17 protein-coding genes are annotated in these 22,129 nt (G+C 71.3%); 11 read left to right on the top strand and 6 right to left on the bottom strand.

The features are described 5' to 3' along the window. Positions 1-34: 34 nt before the first annotated feature. Positions 35-2,119 carry a YhgE/Pip family protein gene (locus IE226_RS13555; protein ID WP_190081377.1) on the bottom strand — a complete coding sequence of 695 codons (2,085 nt, stop codon included), beginning with the start codon at positions 2,117-2,119 and terminating at the stop codon, positions 35-37. Beyond that, positions 2,091-2,939, bottom strand: a complete 849-nt coding sequence (locus tag IE226_RS13560; protein WP_190081378.1) for an ATP-binding cassette domain-containing protein — start codon at positions 2,937-2,939, stop codon at positions 2,091-2,093. Before IE226_RS13560 ends, IE226_RS13555 begins: the two co-directional genes overlap by 29 nt. A gap of 161 nt (positions 2,940-3,100) precedes the next feature. On the opposite strand from IE226_RS13560, the gene IE226_RS13565 reads away from it, so the two are divergent. From IE226_RS13565 to IE226_RS13575, 3 genes are all read left to right on the top strand, one after another. Next, a complete protein-coding gene (locus IE226_RS13565) occupies positions 3,101-3,637 on the top strand; it encodes an SAV_6107 family HEPN domain-containing protein (protein WP_190081379.1) in 537 nt (178 codons plus the stop codon). Between the two features lie 151 nt (positions 3,638-3,788). Then, a complete protein-coding gene (locus IE226_RS13570; protein ID WP_190081380.1) occupies positions 3,789-4,565 on the top strand; it encodes a methyltransferase in 777 nt (258 codons plus the stop codon). A 274-nt stretch (positions 4,566-4,839) separates the two neighbouring features. Beyond that, the gene (locus IE226_RS13575) at positions 4,840-5,250 is read left to right on the top strand and encodes an SCO2097 family morphological protein (protein ID WP_190081381.1); all 411 of its coding nucleotides are present in this window, start codon (positions 4,840-4,842) and stop codon (positions 5,248-5,250) included. Positions 5,251-5,420: 170 nt separating this feature from the next. On the opposite strand, the gene IE226_RS13580 is transcribed toward IE226_RS13575, so the two are convergent. The 4 genes from IE226_RS13580 to IE226_RS13595 all read right to left on the bottom strand — a co-directional run bounded on the left by IE226_RS13580 (position 5,421) and on the right by IE226_RS13595 (position 11,170). Continuing rightward, positions 5,421-7,847: a transglutaminase TgpA family protein gene (locus IE226_RS13580; protein WP_190081382.1), complete on the bottom strand. Its 2,427-nt coding sequence runs from the start codon at positions 7,845-7,847 to the stop codon at positions 5,421-5,423. A gap of 88 nt (positions 7,848-7,935) precedes the next feature. Continuing rightward, on the bottom strand, positions 7,936-9,303 hold the full coding sequence (locus IE226_RS13585; RefSeq protein WP_190081383.1) for a DUF58 domain-containing protein: 1,368 nt from the start codon (positions 9,301-9,303) through the stop codon (positions 7,936-7,938). Further along, positions 9,303-10,322 (bottom strand): AAA family ATPase, encoded by a 1,020-nt coding sequence (locus IE226_RS13590; protein WP_190081384.1) that lies wholly within the window; start codon positions 10,320-10,322, stop codon positions 9,303-9,305. Before IE226_RS13590 ends, IE226_RS13585 begins: the two co-directional genes overlap by 1 nt. A gap of 224 nt (positions 10,323-10,546) precedes the next feature. Beyond that, positions 10,547-11,170 (bottom strand): beta-class carbonic anhydrase, encoded by a 624-nt coding sequence (locus tag IE226_RS13595; protein WP_229870850.1) that lies wholly within the window; start codon positions 11,168-11,170, stop codon positions 10,547-10,549. 357 nt (positions 11,171-11,527) lie between these two features. Here IE226_RS13595 and rsmH point away from each other — a divergent pair, with 357 nt between their 5' ends. The 8 genes from rsmH to ftsW all read left to right on the top strand — a co-directional run bounded on the left by rsmH (position 11,528) and on the right by ftsW (position 22,123). Next, positions 11,528-12,484 carry a 16S rRNA (cytosine(1402)-N(4))-methyltransferase RsmH gene (rsmH, locus tag IE226_RS13600; RefSeq protein WP_190081385.1) on the top strand — a complete coding sequence of 319 codons (957 nt, stop codon included), beginning with the start codon at positions 11,528-11,530 and terminating at the stop codon, positions 12,482-12,484. Between the two features lie 48 nt (positions 12,485-12,532). After that, a complete protein-coding gene (ftsL, locus tag IE226_RS13605) occupies positions 12,533-13,114 on the top strand; it encodes a cell division protein FtsL (RefSeq protein ID WP_190081386.1) in 582 nt (193 codons plus the stop codon). Between the two features lie 5 nt (positions 13,115-13,119). Next, on the top strand, positions 13,120-15,081 hold the full coding sequence (locus IE226_RS13610; RefSeq protein WP_190081387.1) for a peptidoglycan D,D-transpeptidase FtsI family protein: 1,962 nt from the start codon (positions 13,120-13,122) through the stop codon (positions 15,079-15,081). Positions 15,082-15,192: 111 nt separating this feature from the next. Then, positions 15,193-16,827: a UDP-N-acetylmuramoyl-L-alanyl-D-glutamate--2,6-diaminopimelate ligase gene (locus IE226_RS13615; RefSeq protein ID WP_229870852.1), complete on the top strand. Its 1,635-nt coding sequence runs from the start codon at positions 15,193-15,195 to the stop codon at positions 16,825-16,827. Positions 16,828-16,831: 4 nt separating this feature from the next. Further along, positions 16,832-18,244: a UDP-N-acetylmuramoyl-tripeptide--D-alanyl-D-alanine ligase gene (locus tag IE226_RS13620; protein WP_190081389.1), complete on the top strand. Its 1,413-nt coding sequence runs from the start codon at positions 16,832-16,834 to the stop codon at positions 18,242-18,244. Next, positions 18,241-19,311, top strand: a complete 1,071-nt coding sequence (gene mraY, locus IE226_RS13625; protein WP_160504534.1) for a phospho-N-acetylmuramoyl-pentapeptide-transferase — start codon at positions 18,241-18,243, stop codon at positions 19,309-19,311. Before IE226_RS13620 ends, mraY begins: the two co-directional genes overlap by 4 nt. Then, a complete protein-coding gene (gene murD, locus IE226_RS13630; protein ID WP_373306946.1) occupies positions 19,311-20,717 on the top strand; it encodes a UDP-N-acetylmuramoyl-L-alanine--D-glutamate ligase in 1,407 nt (468 codons plus the stop codon). The genes mraY and murD overlap by 1 nt, the downstream gene beginning before the upstream one ends. A gap of 83 nt (positions 20,718-20,800) precedes the next feature. Continuing rightward, a complete protein-coding gene (gene ftsW, locus IE226_RS13635; RefSeq protein ID WP_190081391.1) occupies positions 20,801-22,123 on the top strand; it encodes a putative lipid II flippase FtsW in 1,323 nt (440 codons plus the stop codon). The last annotated feature ends 6 nt before the right edge of the window (positions 22,124-22,129 follow it).

The raw sequence follows: 22,129 nt of genomic DNA on the forward strand, positions 1-22,129 counted from the left end.
GGTCTCGGCGCCCGTACAGGCGCGGTTGCGGGTCTCACAGGCTCAGCTCCGGGTGCAGACGGTCCAGGGTCCACACCTGCTTGCGGTGCGCGGAGAGCGCTGTGAGCGCCAGGGCGCCCGCCGTGAACGCCGTGAGGACCACGCAGGCCTGCCACACCGGGCCGAGCCCGCCGCCCGTGATGAGCCTGCGCAGGGCGTCGACGACGTAACTCATCGGCAGGAAGGGATGGATCGCGCCGAAGAAGGACGGACTCGTCTGGACGGGGTACGTGCCGCCCGCCGAGGTCAGCTGGAGCATCAGGACCGCGAGGACGAGGATGCGCCCGGCCGCCCCGAAGCGCGCGTTCAGCCACTGCACGATCGCCGCGAAGCAGCACGTCACCAGGCAGAGGAAGCCCACCGTCCCGGCCGCCCGCGCCATCTCCAGGCCGAGGCCCCAGTGCAGGACCGACATCAGGGCCGCCGTCTGGAGCACGCCGAGAGCGGCCACCGGCAGCCAGCCGGCGAACGCGATCCGCCACGCGGAGGCGCCCGCGGCGAGCGCGCGCCGGTTGAGCGGCTGGATCAGCATGTACGCCACCATCGCGCCGACCCACAGGGAGAGCGGGATGAAGTACGGGGCGAAGCCCGTGCCGTAGTTGGGCGCCTTGTGCATCGACTGGGAGGCGAGCTGCACCGGGTCGGCCATGACGTCGGTGCGCTGGTCGCGGTCCTTCTTGTCGTAGTCGGGGATCTTCTTGACGCCGTCGTGCAGCCCGCCGGACAGCTTCCCGGAGCCGTCGGCCAGCTTGAACATGCCGCCCTTGAGGTCGGTCGCGCCCGTCTCCAGCTTGCCGATGCCCGTGTCGAGGTCGTCGGCGCCGGTCTTGGCGGTGCCGAGGCCCGTGTGCAGCTTCTTGGCGCCCTTGGCGACCTTCCCCGCGCCCGTGTTGAGCTCGTTGATCTGGGTGACGGCCTTGTCCAGGTCCTCGTCGAGACGGGGTGCGCGTTCGGCGAGCTCCCGCGACTTCTTCTGCAGGGTGGCCAGGTGCTTGTCGAGCTTCTCGACGTCGCTGTGCTGGTCCTCGACCACGGTGTTCATGTCGTCCGCGATGGTCGACACGTTCTCGGCGGCCTTCTTGGCCTCCTTGAGCTTCGGGCAGGCCGGGTCGGGCACGGGGAGGTCCACGCAGCGCTCCGTGTAGAGGCCGCCGATGGTCTCGGAGCCCTTCTTGGCGCCGTCGGCCGCCACGGGTGCGAGCTTGACCCAGGTGTCCAGGTTGTGGCGCAGGGCCTTGGAGGAGTCGGCGACGAGCTTGGCGGTGTCCCCGATGGTCTTGCCGTTGTCCTTCAGGAAGGGCCGCACCTCGTCCGCGGTGCCGTTGACCTTGTCGGCCAGCTTCTGGGTGCCGTCGGAGACCTTCTTGGAGCCCGTCTCCAGGTCACCGGCGCCCTTGTCGAGCTTCTTGATGCCGCCGGCCAGATCGCTGCTGCCGTCCTTGGCGTCCTTCAGGCCGGTCGCGAGCTTCTTCGAGCCCTTCTTGGCCTCGCCGATGCCGCTGTCGAGCTTGTCGGCGCCCTTGGCGGCCTTCTCGGTCGCCCCGTGGATGTCGGAGAACGAGATGAAGATCTTGTCCAGGAAGGAGCGCGACGCCTTGGTGGAGGCCGCCGTGCGCACCTCGGAGAAGACCGTCCGGGAGATCTGCCCGACGATGTAGTTGTTGGCGTCGTTCGTACGGACCTGAAGGGCGCTCGTCTCCGGAGAGTCCCCCGAACTCGACGCCACGCGCTTGCTGAAGTCGGACGGCATCGTCAGGGACAGGTAGTACGTCCCGTCCTCGACGCCCTTGCGCGCCTCGGCCGAGCTGACCTCGCGCCAGTCGAAGGTCTTGCTGTCCTTCAGGCCGTCGACGATGCCGTCGCCCACCGCGAGCTTCTTGCCCGCGGCCGTGGCTCCCTTGTCGTCGTTGACGAGCGCCACGGGTATCCGGTCGAGACGGCCGTAGGGGTCCCAGAACGAGCACAGGTACAGCGCGCCGTACAGCAGGGGCAGCAGCAGGAGCGCGACGAGCGCCGCACGCGGCAGCTTCCCCCTGCCGAAGCGCCTGAGCTCAAGCGCGGCCAGCTTCGGCGAGCGCATCCGCCGTCTCCTCGTCGTTGTCGGTGTTGCCGGGGTTGTCCGGGTTGTCGGTGGCGTGAGTGCCGTCGGCGTGGTCGGCGTCCGGGTCGGCCGGAGCCTCGGTGGTCTTGCGTTCCGTGCCCGTGGCTACGGCGACCGCGTCCCCGGGCGCTTCGTTGCATACGGCGACGACGGTGATGCCGCTCTCCGTGAGGGACCTCAGCAGGGCCCAGGCCTCGTCGCGTTCGGCGTCCGACAGCTTGAGGTCCACGTCGTCGACGCCGAGCAGCAGGGGCCGCCCGATCAGGGCAAGGGCCACCGAGAGGCGCAGCACCTCCAGGCGTTCCAGATCGCGTACGGAGGTCCGCCGCCCCTTGGGCAGCGACTCCGTGTCGAGCCCGGCGGCGTCCAGCGCGGCGTCGATCCGTTGCCGTGCCTCGGCGGCACGCTCGGCGCGCGGCTTCAGCAGGGCCCGCAGCGAGCCGCCGAACCGCCGCTGGAGGAGCGCCCGTTCGCGCAGATGCTCCTCGACGGTCAGGGCCGGATCGAGGTCCGTCACGCCGGGCACGGGCCCGAGCGCGCTGATCCGCCGGACCGCCGCGAGCTGCTTGGGCAGCGCGAAGCCCCCCACGCGGGCCTCGCCCTCCGTGGGGCGCATCCGCCCGGTGAGCGCGAGCAGCAGACAGGTCCGGCCCGACCCGGACGGCCCCTCGATCGCGATCAGCGACGCGGCCGCGGCTTCCACGCCGACCTCGCGGAACGCCCAGCCCCGCGGTCCCTTGAGCCCGAATCCCCGCGCTGTGACGGCAACTCCGCGCTCGCCGTCCTTCGGCCCGTCCACGGTTCCCCCTCGCGCCTTCTTTTGAACTGACTGGTCAGTGCAAAAACTAACGTGAACCTGCGATCGGGGCAAAGTCGCAGGTCAGAGCCGATTGTCAGTGGCGTACTACACGATGTGCACATACGGCCACATAGCCGTTACGCGACGACAGGAGGTTCGTCATGGCCAGCACTTCCGCAGCAGCCGCTCGTCGGCACCGCCCCGTCGGCCCCGCCCCCGTAACGACCGGCCCCGCGAGCGACGTCCACCCCGTCCTGCGCCGGGCGACGGCCCCGCCCGCCGCACTCGAACTGCTCGCCCAGGCCCGCGCCGGCATCGACGAGGCCGAGCACCTGGAGACTCCGAACGAGCGCTACGCCACGGCCCACCTCGCCGCCCTGCGTACGGCCGCCGCCGTCCTCGCCGCCCGCGGCCGTCCCGAGGAGAGCCCGCGACGCAGGCAGCGGATCCGGAGCGCCTGGGACGTGCTCCCCGAGATAGCGCCCGAACTGACCGAATGGAGCGCCCTCTTCGCCTCCGGCGCGCCCCGCAGGGCCCGCGCGGAGGCCGGCATACAGGGCGCGGCCTCCGGCCGGGACGCGGACGACCTGCTGCGTGACGTGGCGATGTTCTTACGCCTCGTCGAGCGGATGCTTGTGCTGCAGCCCGTGCTGCCCCAGCCCAGGCCGGAGCCGCCGGACGCGAGCCGCGACGGGTGACGGGACGGGTGACGGGACGGGTGACGGTCCGCCCTTCACTTCCCATTAGGGTGGGAGCGCCCGCACCCTCCTCGCTGCCGCGCAGGCCGACGGAGGCAAACCCCTAGCTCCACCGCGGACGTGCGGTGGACGCGCCGAGGAGTCAACTGCCGTGTCGGACCCGATGCGCCCCCGCGCTTCTCTCCGTACCGCCGTGGTCTGGGAGGTCCTCAAGGACGCCCTCGACCGCCGGGTCAAGGCCTCGGGCCGGGAGTCGCACTCCCTCGACGTGCTCGACACCGGCGGCGGCAGCGGCAACTTCGCCGTGCCCGTCGCCCGCCTCGGCCACCGCGTCACCGTCGTCGACCCCAGCCCGAACGCCCTCTTCGCGCTGGAGCGCCGGGCCGCCGAGGCAGGCGTCGCCGACCGGGTGCGCGGCGTCCAGGGCGACGTGCACGGCCTCTTCGACGTCGTGGAGCGCGCCGGGTTCGACGCCGTCCTGTGCCACGGCGTCCTGGAGTACGTGGACGACCCCGCCGAGGGCGTGCGCAACGCGGTCGGCGCGCTGCGCCCCTCCGGCACCCTCAGCCTGCTCGCCGCCGGGCTCGGCGGCGCCGTGCTCGCCAGGGCGCTCGCCGGGCACTTCACCGAGGCCAGGCACGCGCTCGGCGACCCGGCGGGCCGCTGGGGCGAGGGAGACCCCGTGCCGCGGCGCTTCACCGCGGACCAGCTCACCGGTCTTGTCGAGGCCGCGGGCGTCAGGGTCGACGCGGTGCACGGAGTGCGGGTCTTCGCCGACCTCGTTCCGGGCGTCCTCGTGGACACCGAGCCGGGCGCTCTCGAGGCGCTCCTCAAGCTGGAGGCGGCCGCCGCCGAGCTCGCCGCCTTCCACTCCGTGGCCACCCAGTTGCATGTGCTGGGTGAGACCCGGGATGCCGACGAGGGCTGACGTTCGCCCTGGCTGCCCCGCTGATCAGCGACGCAGCCGCACATGGAGTACGGCACACACCCCCCGAACGGGCTATGGGCGCCGTATGATCGAGGCAGACCGTCCGGCATGCCGGGTCGGCCGCTGGGGAATGCACGCTTCAGCGAGCCGGAGCGGCAGGGCGGTCCGGTTTGGCGAAGTTGGCGCAGAGGGGCGGGTTTCACGGGGGCGATTCCCTGCCTATCCTGAAGGGGACCCCCGGTCGCCCCGGCGACTGCACGATGAGGAGGACTCCGTGCCGCTCTCGGAGCACGAGCAGCGCATGCTCGAGCAAATGGAGCGAGCGCTGTACGCCGAAGATCCCAAGTTCGCGACAGCGCTCGAGGGAAGCGGGCTGCGTACGTACACCCGGCGACGGGTCTACCAAGCGGTCGCGGGCTTCCTTGTGGGTATCGCCCTTCTCATGGCCGGAATGGTCGCCCAGCAGATCTGGGTGAGCGTGGTGGGATTCCTCGTCATGCTGGGATGCGCGGTGCTCGCCGTCACCGGATGGCGCAAAGCGCCGAAGCCAGGTGAACAACCGGCCGCCGGTACGCCAACGGCACCGGGCAGCGCCCCGGCCCGTCGGCAGAGCAGGCAGCGGAAGTCGATGATGGACCGGATCGAGCAGCGCTGGCAGCGCCGCCGCGACGAACAGGGCCAATAAGCCTTCAGCTCTCCAGAAGTACGTCAGCCGTGGGCCTCACCGAGGTCGACGGCTGACACGCGTAAGGGGTGACCGCCCAGGCGGTCACCCCTTACGCGTGCCCTGGCTTCGCGTGGCCCGGGCCATAGGTCCCCGGCCCAGGACCCCCCGCCGGGGGGCCGGGACCGGGCTCAGCCCTCCTGCTGCGGCGAGGGCCCCGACGGCTTCCGCAGCGCGGCCCACCGGGCCGCGATCCGCTCGGACCACCGCGTCTTGAACGCCGTCCAGCGGTCCGACACCGCCCACACCACCCGTGCGGCCGAACGCGGCGCGAGCGTCGCCCGCAACCGGGCCGGACGGCTCGTCGTGGCCCGCAGTCCGTCGGACACGCGGCGCACGTCGTCGGCCAGACCGGCCGTCGGCTGCGGCCGCGGCGCGTAGAGCACCTGCTCGACCGCGGCGGCAAGGCGCTGGACGGACTCCGCGGGCGCCGCGGTCAGCTCCCCGATGCGTACGATCCGGGCCGCCGCCTTGCGCGGGGTCTGCGAATCGTCCGGCGTGATCCCGTGATCCCAGGCCGTGTCGGTCACTTCGAGCCAGGCGTCCAGGGTCCGCGCGGCCGCATCCGCCTCGGAGCGCCCCGAGGAGCCCAGGCGCACCGCACGGATCCGCTTGCGCCACAGCATCGGCAGCAACGGCACACCGAGGACCACGAGTGCCCCGAGAGCGACCAGGACGATCATGCCGAACGGCGGCCCTTCGCCGCCCGAGCCGCCCGCGACCGCCGGGGCCGAGCTCGCGCAGCCGCCCTGCTTCTGCTGGTCGGGCGGGCAGCTCGCGGAGGCCGACGGCTCGTCGGAGGGAGCCGACGACGAGCTCGGCTCGGGCACCGCCGAGTCGCTCGCACCGTCGGACGGGGTCTCCGGGCGCGTGTAGTCCGGCAGCGTGCCGCGGTTCGGGGTCGGCTCGAAGCGGGTCCAGCCCACGCCCTCGAAGTACAGCTCGGGCCAGGCGTGCGCGTCCCGCAGACCGACCGACATCGAACCGTCCGCCTGTGCGGCACCGGGCGTGAAGCCCACCGCGACACGCGCCGGGATGTCCAGCGTCCGCGCCATCGACGCCATGGCGAACGAGAAGTGGACGCAGAAGCCCTCCTTCTGCTCCAGGAAGCGCGCGATCGCCGTCGGGCCGCTGCCCGCCCGCACCTGCGTGTTGTACGTGAAGCCGCCCTCGGACGCGAAGTAGTCCTGGAGCTTGACGGCTTTCTCGTAGTCGTTCGACGCGTCCTTGGTGATGCGGCGGGCCTCGGAGGACACCACGGACGGCAAGGTGTCGGGCACCCTGGTGAACTCTTCCTCGATCTGCTTGGGCGGCTGGGCCGCCCGTGCGAGCTGCTCGGCCGTCGGCTGCACGACGAGGCTCTTGACCTCGTACTGCGCGCCGCGCGTGGTCTGGCCGCGGTCACCGACCAGGGCGCGCCCCACCGGCTCGTACCGCCAGCGGCCGTCGATCTTCACCTCGCTGGCCGGGTAGGGCATCGGCAGCCAGTTCTGCGCGTACCTGTCGGCGGCCGAGATGTTCGTCTGGATCTCGCTGCGGGGGACGTCGGGGTAGAGCCCCGGCGGGTCCTCCAGGCGCGAGGGCACGTCCTCGATGCTCCGGACGGTGGTCTTCCAGGCCGTGCCGTCGAACTGGTCGAGGGAGACGATCCGCAGATAGAGGTTCGCGGTCTCCTTGGCGTTCGTCTTGTACGAGATGACCTCGCGGTCGTCCGGTTCGTTCAGGCTGTCCTGGAGCGCGACCAGTGGGTTCACCGCGGAGATCGTGCCGCCACCGCCGGAACCCGAACCCCCGGCACCGCCTGTGCCGTCGAGGAGCCCGCCGTCGAGGGCGGGCAGTGCGAGCGGCACCACCAGGGCGATCCCCAGGGCGACCGCGCCGATGCGGCGCCCCGTGCGGACCGGCGCGATCGCGCCTTTGTCGGTCTCCAGACCTCCGGAGATCCGGCCGGGCGCGCGGGCGGCGCCCCCGAAGACCCGCCCCCACTGGGAGAGCCGGTCCCGCCCCTCCGCGAGGAGCAGCAGCAGATACCCGGCGGCCGCGAGCAGGAACCACAGCCACCCCGCCCCGTCCCCGGAGAGCCCGGCGGCCACGGAGTACAGCGCGAGCAGCGGAAGACCCGCGGGCGCCGCCGTACGGAACGTCACCGCGAGGGCGTCCACCGCGAGGCCGATCACCAGGACGCCGCCGACCAGCATCAGCCGGATGCCGTCGCTGAGCGGCGCCGGTATCGCGTACCGCCCGACGTCGTTGCCGCCCGCTTCGAGGAGCAGCCCGAATTCGCGGAACACGTCGGGGCCCGGAATCACCCCGCCGATCGCCCGCTCGCGCGCGAACACCAGGGTGAGCAGCAGCAGCGTCACCAGGGCCTGCACGGCGACCGTGACCGGCCGGGCCAGCGGGACGCGCCGGGTGAGCGCGCCCACGCCGCTCTGCAGCGCGAGCAGGATCGCCGCCTGGACGAACCACGTCGCCGGCTTGACGAGCGGCAGCAGCGCCCCCGACGCCATCAGCGTCGCCGCCGTGGCACACAGCGCGAGTCGCGCGCGCCCACTCATGAACGTCCCCCTGTTGTCGTACGGGCCGTGCACGCCGGAGTACGCCTCGTACGCCTCGTGTCCGTGGCCTTGTCTGCCGGGCCGCCGCTCATCCCCAGCCCCCGGTCGTCGTCCCCGCCGCCGGAGCCGGGCCCGTGCTCGCCCGCAAGTGGTCGGCCTGGCGCCACAGGTCCACCAGGGCGACGCCGGGGGGCACCGCCACGGCCGTCCAGCCCGCCTCGCGCAGCATCCGGACCCGCTCGTCGCCGGGGCCCGATGGGGCGCCGCCGGTGCCACGGGCCCAGGCCTCGCTGTCCAGGACGAAGGCGACCGCCGCGCCGCTGCGCTGCCGCATCTTGGCGGCCACCGTGGCCTGCTCCTCGTCGAGGTCGCCGAGGAAGGCGATGAGGAGGCCTTCGTTGCCCCCGCGCAGCACGTCGTACGCGGGAGAGAGCCCCGCGCCGTCCGAGTGGTCGATCACCGCGAGGGTGTCCATCATCAGTCCCGCCGCGTCCGCCGACTCCTGGCTCGCGCCCGCGAAGCCGTCCGAGCCCTCGCCGGGCACGGAGTTGCCGGTGTCGGTCAGCAGCCGTACCGAGAAGCCCCGCTCCAGCATGTGCACCAGGGCGGACGCCGTGCCCGCCACCGCCCACTCGAAGGCCGAGTCGGGTCCGGCGCCCCGGAAGGCGTGCGCCCGGGTGTCAAGGAGCACCGTGCAGCGGGCGCGCTGCGGCTGCTCCTCGCGGCGCACCATCAGCTCGCCGTAGCGAGCGGTGGAGCGCCAGTGGACGCGGCGCAGGTCGTCGCCGTGGCGGTAGCCCCGCGGGATCACGTCGTCCTCGCCGGCGAGGGCCAGCGAGCGGTTCCGCCCGTCGCCGTACCCCTTGGCCTCACCGGTAAGGCGCACCGGAGGCAGTGCCTCCACACGCGGGATGACCGTCAGGGTGTCGTACGTGGAGAAGGAGCGGGTCAGTTCGCACATCCCGAAGGGGTCCGTCAGGCGCAGCTGGAGCGGGCCCAGCGGATAGCGCCCCCGCAGGTCCGAGCGGACGCGGTAGGACACCTCACGGCGGCCCCCCGCCTCCACCCGGTCGAGCACGAAGCGGGGCCGCGGCCCGAGGACATAGGGCACCCGGTCCTGGAGCATCAGCAGACCCGTGGGCAGCCTGGAGACGTTGTCCATGCGCAGATGGACGCGGGCCTCCGAACCGGCGGGCACGCGCGCGGGGGAGAGCCTGCGGCTGCCCGCGACGCGGTAGCGGGTGCGGTAGAGCACCGTCGCGCACACCAGCGGAAGCACGGCGAGCAGCAGCCCGACCCGGAGCAGATCGCTCTGCCCGAGGACGTACGCGCAGACGGCGGCGGCGACCCCGGCCGCCAGGAACGAACGCCCGCGCGTGGTCAGCCCCGCGAGCGCGGTCCGCAGTCCGCCCTTGCCTTCCTCGGCCTGCGCCGGCTGCGGCCCCCCCGCCTCCATCACAGCCTCCGCGCGCCGGGCGGCTGCTGGTTGAAGTAACCGCTGTTCGGCTGGCCGGTGGCCGGTACGGGCGTGCGCTGGAGGATCTCCAGGACGACCGCTTCGGCCGTACGCCGGTTCAACTGGGCCTGCGCCGTGGGCAGCAGCCGGTGTGCGAGCACCGCCACGGCCAGGGCCTGTACGTCGTCCGGCAGCGCGAACTCCCGGCCGCTGAGCGCCGCGGAGGCCTTGGCCGCCCGCAGCAGGTGCAGCGTCGCCCGCGGGGACGCCCCGAGTCTCAGGTCGGGGTGGTTGCGGGTGGCCGCGACCAGGTCCACGGCGTAGCGCCGCACGGAGTCGGCCACGTGGACCGTGCGCACGGCGTCGACGAGCTTCACGATGTCGTGCGCGTGCGCCACCGGCTGGAGGTCGTCGAGCGGCGAGACGCCGCCGTGCACGTCCAGCATCTGGAGCTCGGCCTCCGCGCTCGGATAGCCGATCGAGACGCGCGCCATGAAGCGGTCGCGCTGCGCCTCGGGCAGCGGATAGGTGCCCTCCATCTCGACCGGGTTCTGCGTCGCCACCACCATGAAGGGGCTCGGCAGTTCGTAGGTCTGCCCGTCGATGGTGACCTGGCGCTCCTCCATGGACTCGAGGAGCGCCGACTGCGTCTTGGGGGACGCGCGGTTGATCTCGTCGCCGATCACGATCTGCGCGAAGATCGCGCCGGGCTTGAACTCGAAGTCCCGGCGCTGCTGGTCGAAGATGGACACACCGGTGATGTCCGACGGCAGCAGGTCGGGCGTGAACTGGATGCGCCGCACGGAGCAGTCGATGGACCGCGCCAGCGCCTTGGCGAGCATGGTCTTGCCCACGCCCGGTACATCTTCGATCAGCAAGTGCCCCTCGGCGAGGAGCACGGTCAGCGAAAGCCGTACGACCTCTGGCTTACCTTCGATCACACCCTCGACCGACCTGCGGACACGCTCCGCTGTGGCGGTCAGATCTGTGAGGCTCGCTCGATCGTCATAGGTCGTCACCCGGCCCTCCTCGGACACGTTCTCCGGGCCGACGCATCGTGTGCGGCCCGGCCCACCCCGAAACACGGACACCGCGCCTGAAAGGTTCAGCGCGATGCCACACCCGCATTCTTGTTGGGCATACCGGGTTGTGTCACTTGCCCGTGGATAACTGGCGGCGATATGTCAGGTCTTGCGGCCTTTTGGCTGTCGAGCCGGTCCGGAAAGGTCCGGTCCGGAGCCGGTTACGCAGGGTCGATCTCCCGCAGCAGACCCGTGGTCACATCGAAGACGAATCCCCGCACATCGTCCGTGTGCAGAAGGAACGGCGAGGTCCGCACGCGCTGCATCGACTGCCGTACGTCCTGCTCGACGTCGCGGAATGCTTCCACCGCCCAGGCGGGCCGCTGGCCGACCTCGAGTTCGAGCTCGTGCCGGAACTCCTCGGTGAGGCTCTCCAGGCCGCACTTGGTGTGGTGGATCAGCACGACGCTGCGCGTGCCGAGCGCGCGCTGGCTGATCGTCAGGGAACGCATGACGTCGTCCGTGACCACGCCGCCCGCGTTGCGGATGGTGTGGCAGTCGCCCAGATCGAGGCCGAGCGCGGCGTGCAGATCGATGCGGGCGTCCATGCAGGCGACGACGGCCACGCCCAGGACGGGCCGGGCGTCCATGCCGGGGTCGGTGAAGCCGGCGGCGTAGCGCCGATTGGCCTCGACCAGGCGGTCCGTGACGGTGCCGTCGGCGGCTATGCCATCGGCCGGCTCTGCGGGGAGGCTCCCCGTGGGAGATGCGGAAGTCGACATGGCTATGACGGTAGTCGGCGCTGATCGTCCGGGCCTGCCGTGGGAAGGGACAAAAAAGGTCAACGAGTCTTGTTGTGAGCTAATCCACAGGGGTGGACCCGGCTACCCCGAACGGGTGACGGAGCGCGATGTGCGACTCCTTCGAGGACCCGTTCGCGACGCGCAGGCCAGTTGATTGACCGGGCGACAGGGTGGACTAAAGTGACGCGAAGTGGGAGGGCCGTGACCTGCTCCCCGCTGGACTGTTCACCCGGGGATTCCCCTGAATCCCCCGCGTACGCGGCGCGTACGTACGGCTCGGCCTCCTCCCGCTCCCGGTCGGCTGACGCCACTTCCCCGGCGCCAGCGGGCCGTTCCCCTTCACGAGCGGGCGGGGACCCGGCCGTGCGTATGACGCCGCGCCGGATTTGAGAGGGCCCTTTGAGCCAGACCCGACACGTCCCGGTGATGCTCCAGCGATGCCTGGACCTGTTGGCCCCCGCGCTCGCCCAGCCCGGCGCGGTCGTCGTCGACTGCACGCTCGGACTCGGCGGCCACAGCGAGGCCCTGCTTTCCACCTTCCCGTCGGCCCGCCTCATCGGCCTGGACCGCGACAAGGAAGCGCTGCGGCTCTCCGGGGAGCGGCTCGCGCCCTTCGGCGACCGGGCCGAGCTGGTGCACGCCGTCTACGACGAACTGCCCGAGGTGCTCGACCGGCTCGGCATCGCCAAGGTCCAGGGCGTCCTGTTCGACCTCGGCGTCTCCTCCATGCAACTCGACGAGGCCGACCGCGGCTTCGCCTACGCGCAGGACGCGCCCCTGGACATGCGCATGGACCAGACGACCGGCGTCAGCGCCGCCGAGGTCCTCAACACGTACGCACCGGGCGAACTGGTCCGGATCCTGCGCCAGTACGGCGAGGAGAAGCAGGCCAAGCGGATCGTGAGCGCCGTCGTGCGCGAGCGCGAGAAGGAGCCGTTCAGCAACAGCGCGCGGCTCGTCGAGCTGATCCGCGACTCCCTGCCGCAGGCCGCCAAGCGCACCGGCGGCAACCCCGCCAAGCGCACCTTCCAGGCCCTGCGCATCGAGGTCAACGGCGAGCTGAGCGTCCTGGAGGCAGCCATTCCGGCGGCCGTGAAGGCGCTCGCCGTCGAGGGCCGTATCGCCGTCCTGTCGTACCACTCGCTCGAGGACCGCCTGGTCAAGCAGGTGTTCGCGGCCGGTGCGGCGACCACGGCGCCGCCCGGCCTGCCGGTCGTGCCCGAGCGCTACCAGCCCCGCCTCAAGCTGCTCACGCGCGGCGCGGAGCTGCCCACCGAGGAAGAGATCGCCGAGAACCGCCGGGCGGCCCCGGCACGGCTGCGGGGTGCGCAGCGCATCCGCGAGGAGAGCCCGTGAAGCGCACCCGCCGGGAGCATCCGTGAACGGCGTCCCTGAGGAGGCCCCATGAGCAAGAAGCCCGAACTGCGCGGACGGGCCGCCCGGCTCGCGCGGCTGCTGCCCTCGGGGCCGAACCAGGCCGCGCGCGCGCCTTTCGTGCTCCTTGTGGTGCTGCTGCTCGGCGGGGGTCTGATCGGCCTCCTCATCCTGAACTCCTCGCTCAACGAAGGCTCGTTCCAGCTGAGCGAGCTCAAGAAGGAGACGACGGAGCTCACCGACCAGGAGCAGGAGCTCCAGCGGGAGGTGGATGCCTACGCCGCCCCCGACGCCCTCCAGCGCCGTGCCCGCGAGCTCGGCATGGTGCCGGGCGGCGACCCCGCCTTCCTGAACCCGGACGGCACCGTGCGCGGCGTTCCCGGAGCCGCCAAGTCCTCCGCGCTGCTGCCCGACCCGCGGCCGCAGGAGGTGGCGTCCCCGGCGCCGTCGGTCTCGATCCCGGTGACGCCTCCGCTCCCGTCCCCGGTGTCCCCGCCCCCCTCCGGCGCCCCCGCAGTGCCCTCAGCGCCCGCAGTGCCCGCAGTGCCCTCAGAGGCCCCGCCCACGCCCCTCCCCTCCGCGAAGCCCGGCCCCACGACCTCCGGCAGGTGACGTAAGTGACGGACCGCCAACCCCCGCGACGCAGGGTCCCGGCACCCGCGCGGCCCTCGCGCCCCGCCCGCCCCGGCCAGCAGCGCCGTCCGGGAACAGGGGCCCGCCCCGCGGCCCGCCGCCCGCGCCCCGCCGCCTCCAAGGCCCGCACGATCCGGCTCGGCAGCCCGCGGCCCCGCCTTCGCATGGTGAGCCTCGGCCTGACCCTGGTGATGCTGGCCTTTGTCGTACGCCTCCTCCAGGTGCAGGCCGTTGACGCGAGCGTGTACACCGCCAAGGCCGAGAAGAACCGCTACTTCAGCCACGTCCTGACCGCCGAGCGCGGGGGCATCACCGACCGCCGCGGCGTCGAACTCGCCGCCAGCGTGGACGCGTACGACATCACGGCCGACCCGACGATGTTCACGCTGAAGGAGATGGGCATCAAGGACGGGCCCGAACAGGCCGCGGCCCTCCTCGCCCCGATCCTCGACAAGGACGTCGACCGGCTCACCGAGCAGCTCAAGACCCCCAAGACGCGCTACGTCCTGCTCGCCCGCCGGCAGACCCCGCAGGTCTGGAAGCAGATCAAGGACCTGCGCGGCGCGCTAGACGACAAGGCGGCCACCGACAAGAAGAGCGCCAACGTCCTGGCGGGCGTCTTCCAGGACCCCAGCAGCAAGCGCGTGTACCCGAACGACACCCTGGGCGCCGGGATACTGGGCTGGGTCAACGCCGAGGGCAAGGGCGCGGGCGGCGTGGAGCAGCAGCTCGACAAGCAGCTCGCCGGCAAGGACGGCAAGATCAGGTACGCCCAGTCCGGCGGCCACCAGGTGCCGACCGCGGGCAGCACGGAGACGCCCGCCGTGCCCGGCTCGGACGTCGAGCTCACCATCGACCGCGACATCCAGTGGGCCGCGCAGAACGCGATCTCCGAGCAGGTGAAGAAGTCGCAGGCGGACCGCGGCTACGTGATAGTGCAGGACACCAGGACCGGCGAGATCCTCGCGATGGCGAACTCCCCGGGCTTCGACCCGAACGACCTCTCGCAGGCCGACGGCACGGCCCTCGGCAACGCCTCGCTCCAGGACGCCTTCGAGCCGGGTTCCACCGCCAAGGTCATGTCGATGGCCGCCGTCCTGGAGGAGAACGCGGCCACGCCCGGCACGCATGTGACGGTCCCCAACCGCCTGCACCGCGGCGACCGGCTCTTCCAGGACGACATCGACCACCCGACCTGGCATCTCACGCTCAACGGCGTCCTCGCCAAGTCCAGCAACATCGGCACGATCCTGGCCACCGGCGAACTGGGCAAGACCCAGCGCGAGGCCAACAAGTCGCTCTACTCGTACCTGCGGAAGTTCGGCATCGGCAAGGAGACCGGGCTCGGCTTCCCCGGTGAGACGTCCGGCATCCTCGCGCCTGCCGACAAGTGGTCCACCTCGCAGCAGTACACGATCCCGTTCGGCCAGGGCTTCTCGATCAACGCCATGCAGGCGGCCTCCGTCTACTCGACCATCGCCAACGGCGGCGTACGCGTCGAGCCTTCGCTGGTGCGCGGCATAAAGGGCCCCGACGGCCGCTTCACGCCCGCGAAGAAGCCCGGCAAGACCCGGGTGGTGAGCGAGAAGACCGCCAAGACGGTCGCGCACATGCTCGAGTCCGTCGTCGACGACGAAGAGGGCACGGGCACCAAGGCCCGCATCCCCGGCTACCGGATCGCGGGCAAGACGGGTACGGCCAACCGGGTCGACCCCGAGACCGGCAAGTACAAGGGCTACACCTCCTCGTTCGCCGGCTTCGCGCCCGCCGACAAGCCGCGCGTCACCGTCTACTGCGCGATCCAGAACGCCACCAAGGGCAGCTACTTCGGCGGCCAGATCTGCGGCCCCATCTACAAGGAAGTCATGCAGTTCGCCCTCAAGACCCTCCAGGTCCCGCCCACCGGCAAGGCCGCGGCCCGGCTCCCCGTCACCTTCGAACCCTGAGCCCCGCAGGCCCCTGATCACCACCAGGACAAACCCGTGAGAACGATCACTCCGACGCCGGGGAACCAGCCCCCGCCACACCGCCCGCCCACCCGCCTCCCACCACCACCCGTGCTCGACCGCGCTGCGCGCGAGGCCCCCCTTTTTAGCCCTGAGCCCGGTGAGCCCGGTACGCTCACCGCCGTGCCACACGCTGATCAGTCCCAAACCACCCAGAAGGGCGTTCCCGTGACATATCCGGGACCGCCGCGGCCGGACCAGGTCTCCGCGACGCCGCTCGCCACGATCGCCGATCAGCTGGGCGTCGCAGCCCCGGCCACGGGGGAGGTCAGCGGCATCACGCACGACTCCCGCGCCGTCCGCCCCGGTGACATCTACGCCGCGCTGCCCGGCGCCCGGCTGCACGGCGCCGACTTCGTCGCGCAGGCGGCCGACCTCGGTGCCGCCGCGATCCTCACGGACCCGACGGGCGCCGAGCGCGCCGCCGTCACGGGTCTGCCGGTCCTCGTCGTCCCCGCGCCCCGGGACTCGATGGGGGAGCTCGCGGCCACGATCTACGGCCATCCGGGCCGCGATCTGCTCCAGATCGGCATCACCGGTACGTCCGGCAAGACCACGACGGCCTATCTCATCGAGGGCGGTCTCAAGGAAGTCCGGTCGACCGGACTCATCGGCACGGTCGAGATGCGCATCGGCGACGAGCGCATCAAGTCCGAGCGGACGACCCCCGAGGCGACCGACCTCCAGGCGCTGTTCGCGGTGATGCGCGAGCGCGGCGTCGACGCCGTCGTGATGGAGGTCTCCAGCCACGCCCTCGTGCTCGGCCGGGTGGACGGCTGCGTCTTCGACGTCGCCGTCTTCAACAACCTCAGCCCGGAGCACATGGAGTTCCACTCCGACATGGAGGACTACTTCCGGGCCAAAGCGCAGCTGTTCACCCAGCGGCGCTCCCGGCTCGGCGTGGTCAACTTCGACGACGAGTACGGCCGCAGGCTCATCACCGAGTCCGAGGTCCCCGTCACCACGTTCTCCGCCGAGGGCCACCCCGACGCCGACTGGCGCGCGGAGGACGTCGAGGTCATGCCGTTCGACTCCACGTTCGTAGCGGTCGGCCCGAAGGGGGAGCGGATCACCGCGCGCTCCCCGCTGGCCGGTCCTTTCAACGTCGCCAACACGCTCGCCGCGATCGTCACGCTCGCCGTGGCCGGGATCGACCCCCAGCAGGCCGCCGACGGCGTCGCGGCCGTGCCGGGCGTGCCGGGCCGCCTGGAGCGCATCGACGAAGGCCAGCCCTACCTCGCCGTCGTCGACTACGCCCACAAGACGGACGCCGTCGAGTCGGTCCTGCGCGCCCTGCGCAAGGTCACCGAGAACAAGCTGCACATCGTGCTCGGCTGCGGCGGCGACCGGGACAAGACCAAGCGGATGCCGATGGGCGCCGCGGCGGCCAGGCTCGCCGACACCGCCGTCCTGACCGCCGACAACCCCCGCGGCGAGGACCCCCTCGCGATCCTCGCCACGATGCTGGCGGGCGCCGCCGACGTGCCGATCCACGAGCGCGGCGACGTCGCCGTCTTCGAGGACCGCGCCACCGCGATCCGCGCGGCCGTCGCCCGGGCCGAACCGGGCGACACGGTGCTCGTCGCGGGCAAGGGCCACGAGCAGGGACAGGACATCGCCGGGGTGGTGCGTCCCTTCGACGACCGCCAGGTACTTCGCGAAGCAATCCAGCAAACCCAGGGATGAATCTGTGATCGCCCTCTCCCTCGCCGAGATCGCCGCTGTCGTCGGCGGGCAGACGTACGACATACCGGATCCGTCCGTCCAGGTCACCGGACCGGTCGTCAGGGACTCCCGTGAAGTGGAGCCCGGCAGCCTCTTCGTCGCCTTCGCCGGCGAACGCGTCGACGGCCACGACTACGCGTCCGCGGTGGTCGAAGCAGGCGCCGCCGCCGTCCTCGCCTCGCGCCCCGTCGGCGTGCCCGCCATCGTCGTCGACGACGTACAGGCCGCCCTCGGAGCCCTGGCACGGCACGTCGTGGAGCGGCTCGGCGCGACCCTCGTCGCCCTCACCGGCTCCGTCGGCAAGACGAGCTCCAAGGACCTGCTCGCCCAGGTACTGCGGAGCAAGGCGCCCACGGTCTTCACGCCGGGCTCGCTCAACAACGAGATCGGCCTGCCGCTCACCGCCCTCAGCGCCACCGACGAGACGCGGTTCCTCGTCCTGGAGATGGGCGCCCGCGGCATCGGCCACATCCGCTACCTCACCGGCCTCACCCCGCCGAAGATCGGCCTCGTGCTCAACGTCGGCACCGCCCACATCGGCGAGTTCGGCGGACGCGAGCAGATCGCAGTGGCGAAGGGTGAACTCGTCGAGAGCCTGCCCGCCGACGGCACCGCCGTCCTCAACGCCGACGACCCCCTCGTCCGCGCCATGGCTTCGCGCACGAAGGCGCGCGTCCTGCTCTTCGGAGAGTCCGCCGACGCCGACGTACGTGCCGAGAATGTCCGGCTCACGGAGATCGGACAGCCCGCCTTTACGCTGCACACACCCTCCGGGTGCAGCGACGTGACCTTGCGGCTGTACGGTGAGCACCACGTGTCGAACGCGCTTGCCGCGGCCGCCGTCGCCCATGAGCTGGGCATGTCCGCAGACGAGATCGCCCGCGCGCTCTCCGAGGCGGGCACGCTGTCCCGCTGGCGGATGGAGGTCACCGAGCGCCCGGACGGCGTGACGGTCGTCAACGACGCCTACAACGCGAACCCCGAGTCCATGCGAGCCGCCCTGCGCGCGCTCGCGGCCATGGCCAAGGGACGTCGTACGTGGGCGGTGCTCGGTCACATGGCCGAGCTCGGTGACGAGGGGCTCGCCGAACACGACGCGGTCGGACGGCTCGCTGTCCGGCTGAACGTGAGCAAGCTCGTGGCAGTCGGGGGCAGGGAAGCGTCCTGGCTCCAACTGGGCGCATACAACGAGGGTTCGTGGGGTGAGGAGTCGGTGCACGTGTCCGACGCACAGGCGGCGATCGACCTGCTGCGCAGCGAGCTGCGCCCGGGAGACGTCGTGCTGGTGAAGGCTTCCAGATCGGTCGGTCTCGAGCGGGTCGCAACGGCGCTGCTCGATGACTCCGCGTCGTCCGAGGGGCAGGTCGCCGGCCGATGAGGCAGATCCTCTTCGCGGGTGTGATCGGGCTCTTCCTGACCCTGGTCGGAACCCCGCTCCTGATCAAGTTCCTGGCCCGCAAGGGCTACGGGCAGTTCATCCGGGACGACGGCCCGCGCGAGCACCACAGCAAGCGCGGTACGCCGACCATGGGTGGTATCGCCTTCATCCTCGCCACGCTCATCGCGTACTTCCTCACGAAGATCATCACGGGCACGGAGACGACGCTCTCCGGCCTGCTCGTGCTCTTCCTGATGGCGGGCATGGGCCTCGTCGGCTTTCTCGACGACTACATCAAGATCGTCAAGCAGCGCTCGCTCGGCCTGCGCGCCAAGGCGAAGATGGCCGGCCAGCTGATCGTCGGCATCGGCTTCGCCGTGCTCGCGCTGAACTGGCCGGACAACCGCAACCAGACCCCGGCCTCCACCAAGCTGTCGTTCGTCACGGACTTCGGCTGGTCGATCGGCCCGGTGCTCTTCGTGGTCTGGGCGCTGTTCATGATCCTCGCGATGTCGAACGGCGTGAACCTCACCGACGGCCTCGACGGCCTCGCCACGGGCGCCTCGGTGATGGTCTTCGGCGCGTACACCTTCATCGGTGTCTGGCAGTACCAGGAGTCCTGCGCCAACGCCGTCACGCTGACCAACCCACAGGCGTGTTTCGAGGTCAGAGACCCACTCGACCTCGCCGTGGTGGCCTCTGCGCTGATGGGTGCCTGCTTCGGCTTCCTGTGGTGGAACACCTCGCCCGCGAAGATCTTCATGGGTGACACCGGCTCGCTCGCTCTCGGCGGCGCGCTCGCCGGACTCGCGATCTGCTCGCGCACCGAGATGCTCCTCGCGCTCCTCGGCGGCCTCTTCGTCCTGATCACGATGTCCGTCGTCATCCAGGTCGGCTCGTTCCGCATGACCGGCAAGCGCGTCTTCCGCATGGCACCGCTCCAGCACCACTTCGAACTCAAGGGGTGGTCCGAGGTCCTTGTGGTGGTCCGCTTCTGGATCATCCAGGGCATGTGCGTGATCGTCGGACTCGGCCTCTTCTACGCAGGATGGGCAGCCAAGAAGTAATGACTTGGGCAGGAAAGAACGTCACTGTCGCGGGGCTCGGTGTCTCGGGCATCCCGGCGGCCCGCGTGCTGCACGGCCTCGGAGCGGTCGTCACCGTCGTCAACGAAGGCGACGACGAGCGCTCCCGCACGCAGGCCGCCGACCTCGAGGCCCTGGGCGTCACCGTCCGCCTCGGTGACGGCGACACCCTGCCCGAAGGCACCGAACTCGTCGTCACCACGCCCGGCTGGAAGCCCGGCAAGCCGCTCTTCGCGGCCGCCGCGGCAGCCGGCGTCGAGGTGTGGGGCGACGTGGAGCTCGCCTGGCGGCTGCGCGGCCCCGGCGCGGCGCCGTGGCTCGCGGTCACCGGCACGAACGGCAAGACCACGACCGTACGGATGCTGGCCTCGATCCTGGAGGCGGCCGGTCTGCGGACCGCCGCCGTCGGCAACATCGGGGTCTCGCTCCTCGACGTCGTCACCGGCGACGACACCTATGACGTCCTCGCCGTCGAGCTCTCCAGCTACCAGCTGCACTGGGCGCCCTCGCTGCGCGCCCACTCGGCGACCGTCCTGAACCTCGCGCCCGACCATCTGGACTGGCACGGCTCCATGGAGGCGTACGCCGCCGACAAGGGCCGGATCTACGAGGGCAACCAGGTCGCCTGCGTCTACAACGTCGCGGACAAGGCCACGGAAGACCTCGTCCGCGAGGCCGACGTCGAAGAGGGCTGCCGCGCCATCGGTTTCACGCTGAATGCGCCCGCGCCCTCGCAACTGGGCGTCGTGGACGGCATTCTGGTCGACCGTGCCTTCGTGCCGGACCGCCAGAAGCAGGCGCAGGAGCTCGCCGAGATCTCCGACGTGCAGCCGCCCGCGCCGCACAACATCGCCAACGCCCTGGCCGCGGCGGCGCTCGCGCGCGCCTACGGAGTACCCGCGACGGCCGTCCGCGACGGCCTGCGCGCCTTCCGTCCGGATGCCCACCGCATCGAACACGTCGCCGACGTGGCCGAAGTGGCGTACGTCGACGACTCCAAGGCCACCAACACCCACGCCGCGGAAGCGTCGTTGGCCGCCTACGAATCCATCGTCTGGATCGCGGGCGGGCTCGCCAAGGGCGCCACCTTCGACGAGCTCGTCACCAAGTCGGCGAAGCGGCTGCGCGCCGTCGTCCTGATCGGCGCCGACCGCGCGCTGATCCGCGAAGCCCTCGCGCGACACGCCCCCGAGGTCCCGGTCGTCGACCTCGACCGGACCGACACTGGGGCGATGTCCGAGGCGGTACGACAGGCGGCACGGCTCGCCGAGCCGGGGGACACCGTACTGATGGCTCCGGCCTGTGCGTCGATGGACATGTTCACCAACTACAACAAGCGTGGTGACGCGTTCGCGGACGCGGTCCGCGAACTCGGCGCGAGCGCCTGACGCGGGCCCCTGTGGTCCGGGGGCGCCCGGCACCCCCTGAGGAGGGAACGTGGCAGCGTCGTGGTGTCTTGGCGGGGGCCTCGATGGCCGGCAGTAGCGGGCGGGCGCCCACGCGTCCCGCCAGGCGGCCCGCACCGGTCCGCCCCGCGGGCGTGCCGCGTCAGCCGGGCGAGAACGCGGTACGGCGGTTCCATACCCGGCTCAAGCGGGCCTGGGACCGGCCGCTGACCGCCTATTACCTCATCCTCGGCAGCAGCCTGCTGATCACGGTGCTCGGCCTGGTGATGGTCTACTCCGCGTCCATGATCCAGGCGCTGCAGCTCGACCTGCCCGCCGCCTACTTCTTCCGCAAGCAGTTCACCGCGGCCGTACTCGGCTCGATCCTGCTGTTCGTCGCCATGCGGATGCCCATCAAGCTGCACCGGGCGCTCGCCTATCCCATCCTCGCGGTGACCGTCTTCCTGATGGTGCTCGTGCAGGTCCCGGGGATAGGGCGCAGCGTCAACGGAAACCAGAACTGGATCTACCTGGGCGGCCCCTTCCAGCTCCAGCCGAGCGAGTTCGCCAAGCTCGCCCTCGTCCTGTGGGGCGCGGACCTGCTCGCCCGCAAACACGACAAGCGGCTGCTCACGCAGTGGAAGCACATGCTGGTGCCGCTCGTCCCGGTCGCCTTCATGCTGCTCGGACTGATCATGCTGGGCGGCGACATGGGCACGGCGATCATCCTCACGGCGATCCTTTTCGGCCTGCTCTGGCTCGCGGGCGCACCGACGCGGCTCTTCGCGGGAGTGCTCTCGATCGCGGCTCTGCTCGGCGTGATCCTCATCAAGACCAGCCCCAACCGCATGGCCAGGCTCGCCTGCATCGGTGCCACCGATCCCGGCCCCGGCGACCAGTGCTGGCAGGCCGTGCACGGGATCTACGCCCTGGCCTCCGGCGGATTCTTCGGTTCCGGCCTCGGCGCGAGTGTGGAAAAATGGGGTCAACTGCCGGAACCGCACACCGACTTCATCTTCGCCATCACGGGGGAGGAACTCGGCCTGGCGGGGACGCTGTCGGTGCTCGCTCTGTTCGCGGCTCTAGGCTATGCGGGTATCCGCGTGGCCGGACGCACGGAGGACCCCTTCGTACGGTATGCCGCGGGAGGCGTGACCACCTGGATCACGGCGCAGGCCGTGATCAACGTCGGTGCGGTGCTCGGTCTGCTGCCGATCGCCGGTGTCCCGCTCCCGCTGTTCTCCTACGGAGGCTCCGCCCTGCTGCCGACCATGTTCGCCATCGGACTCCTCATCGCCTTCGCGCGGGAGGACCCGGCGGCAAAGGCGGCCCTGGCCATGCGGCAACCTCGGGTGAGATGGAACACGATGAGACGGCGCGTCAAGGCGCGTTCGTCCGGAGAGCGGTGAATTTCG

The sequence above is a fragment of the Streptomyces longisporoflavus genome, from assembly GCF_014649775.1.
Classification (GTDB): Bacteria; Actinomycetota; Actinomycetes; order Streptomycetales; family Streptomycetaceae; genus Streptomyces; species Streptomyces longisporoflavus.

Coding starts and splice junctions, on each gene's coding strand:
- IE226_RS13555 (WP_190081377.1), bottom strand. CDS start 2,119: ATGCGCTCGCCGAAGCTGGCCGCGCTTGAGCTCAGGCGCTTCGGCAGG.
- IE226_RS13565 (WP_190081379.1), top strand. CDS start 3,101: ATGGCCAGCACTTCCGCAGCAGCCGCTCGTCGGCACCGCCCCGTCGGC.
- IE226_RS13580 (WP_190081382.1), bottom strand. CDS start 7,847: ATGAGTGGGCGCGCGCGACTCGCGCTGTGTGCCACGGCGGCGACGCTG.
- IE226_RS13585 (WP_190081383.1), bottom strand. CDS start 9,303: ATGGAGGCGGGGGGGCCGCAGCCGGCGCAGGCCGAGGAAGGCAAGGGC.
- ftsL (WP_190081386.1), top strand. CDS start 12,533: ATGAGCAAGAAGCCCGAACTGCGCGGACGGGCCGCCCGGCTCGCGCGG.
- mraY (WP_160504534.1), top strand. CDS start 18,241: ATGAGGCAGATCCTCTTCGCGGGTGTGATCGGGCTCTTCCTGACCCTG.
- murD (WP_373306946.1), top strand. CDS start 19,311: ATGACTTGGGCAGGAAAGAACGTCACTGTCGCGGGGCTCGGTGTCTCG.
- ftsW (WP_190081391.1), top strand. CDS start 20,801: ATGGCCGGCAGTAGCGGGCGGGCGCCCACGCGTCCCGCCAGGCGGCCC.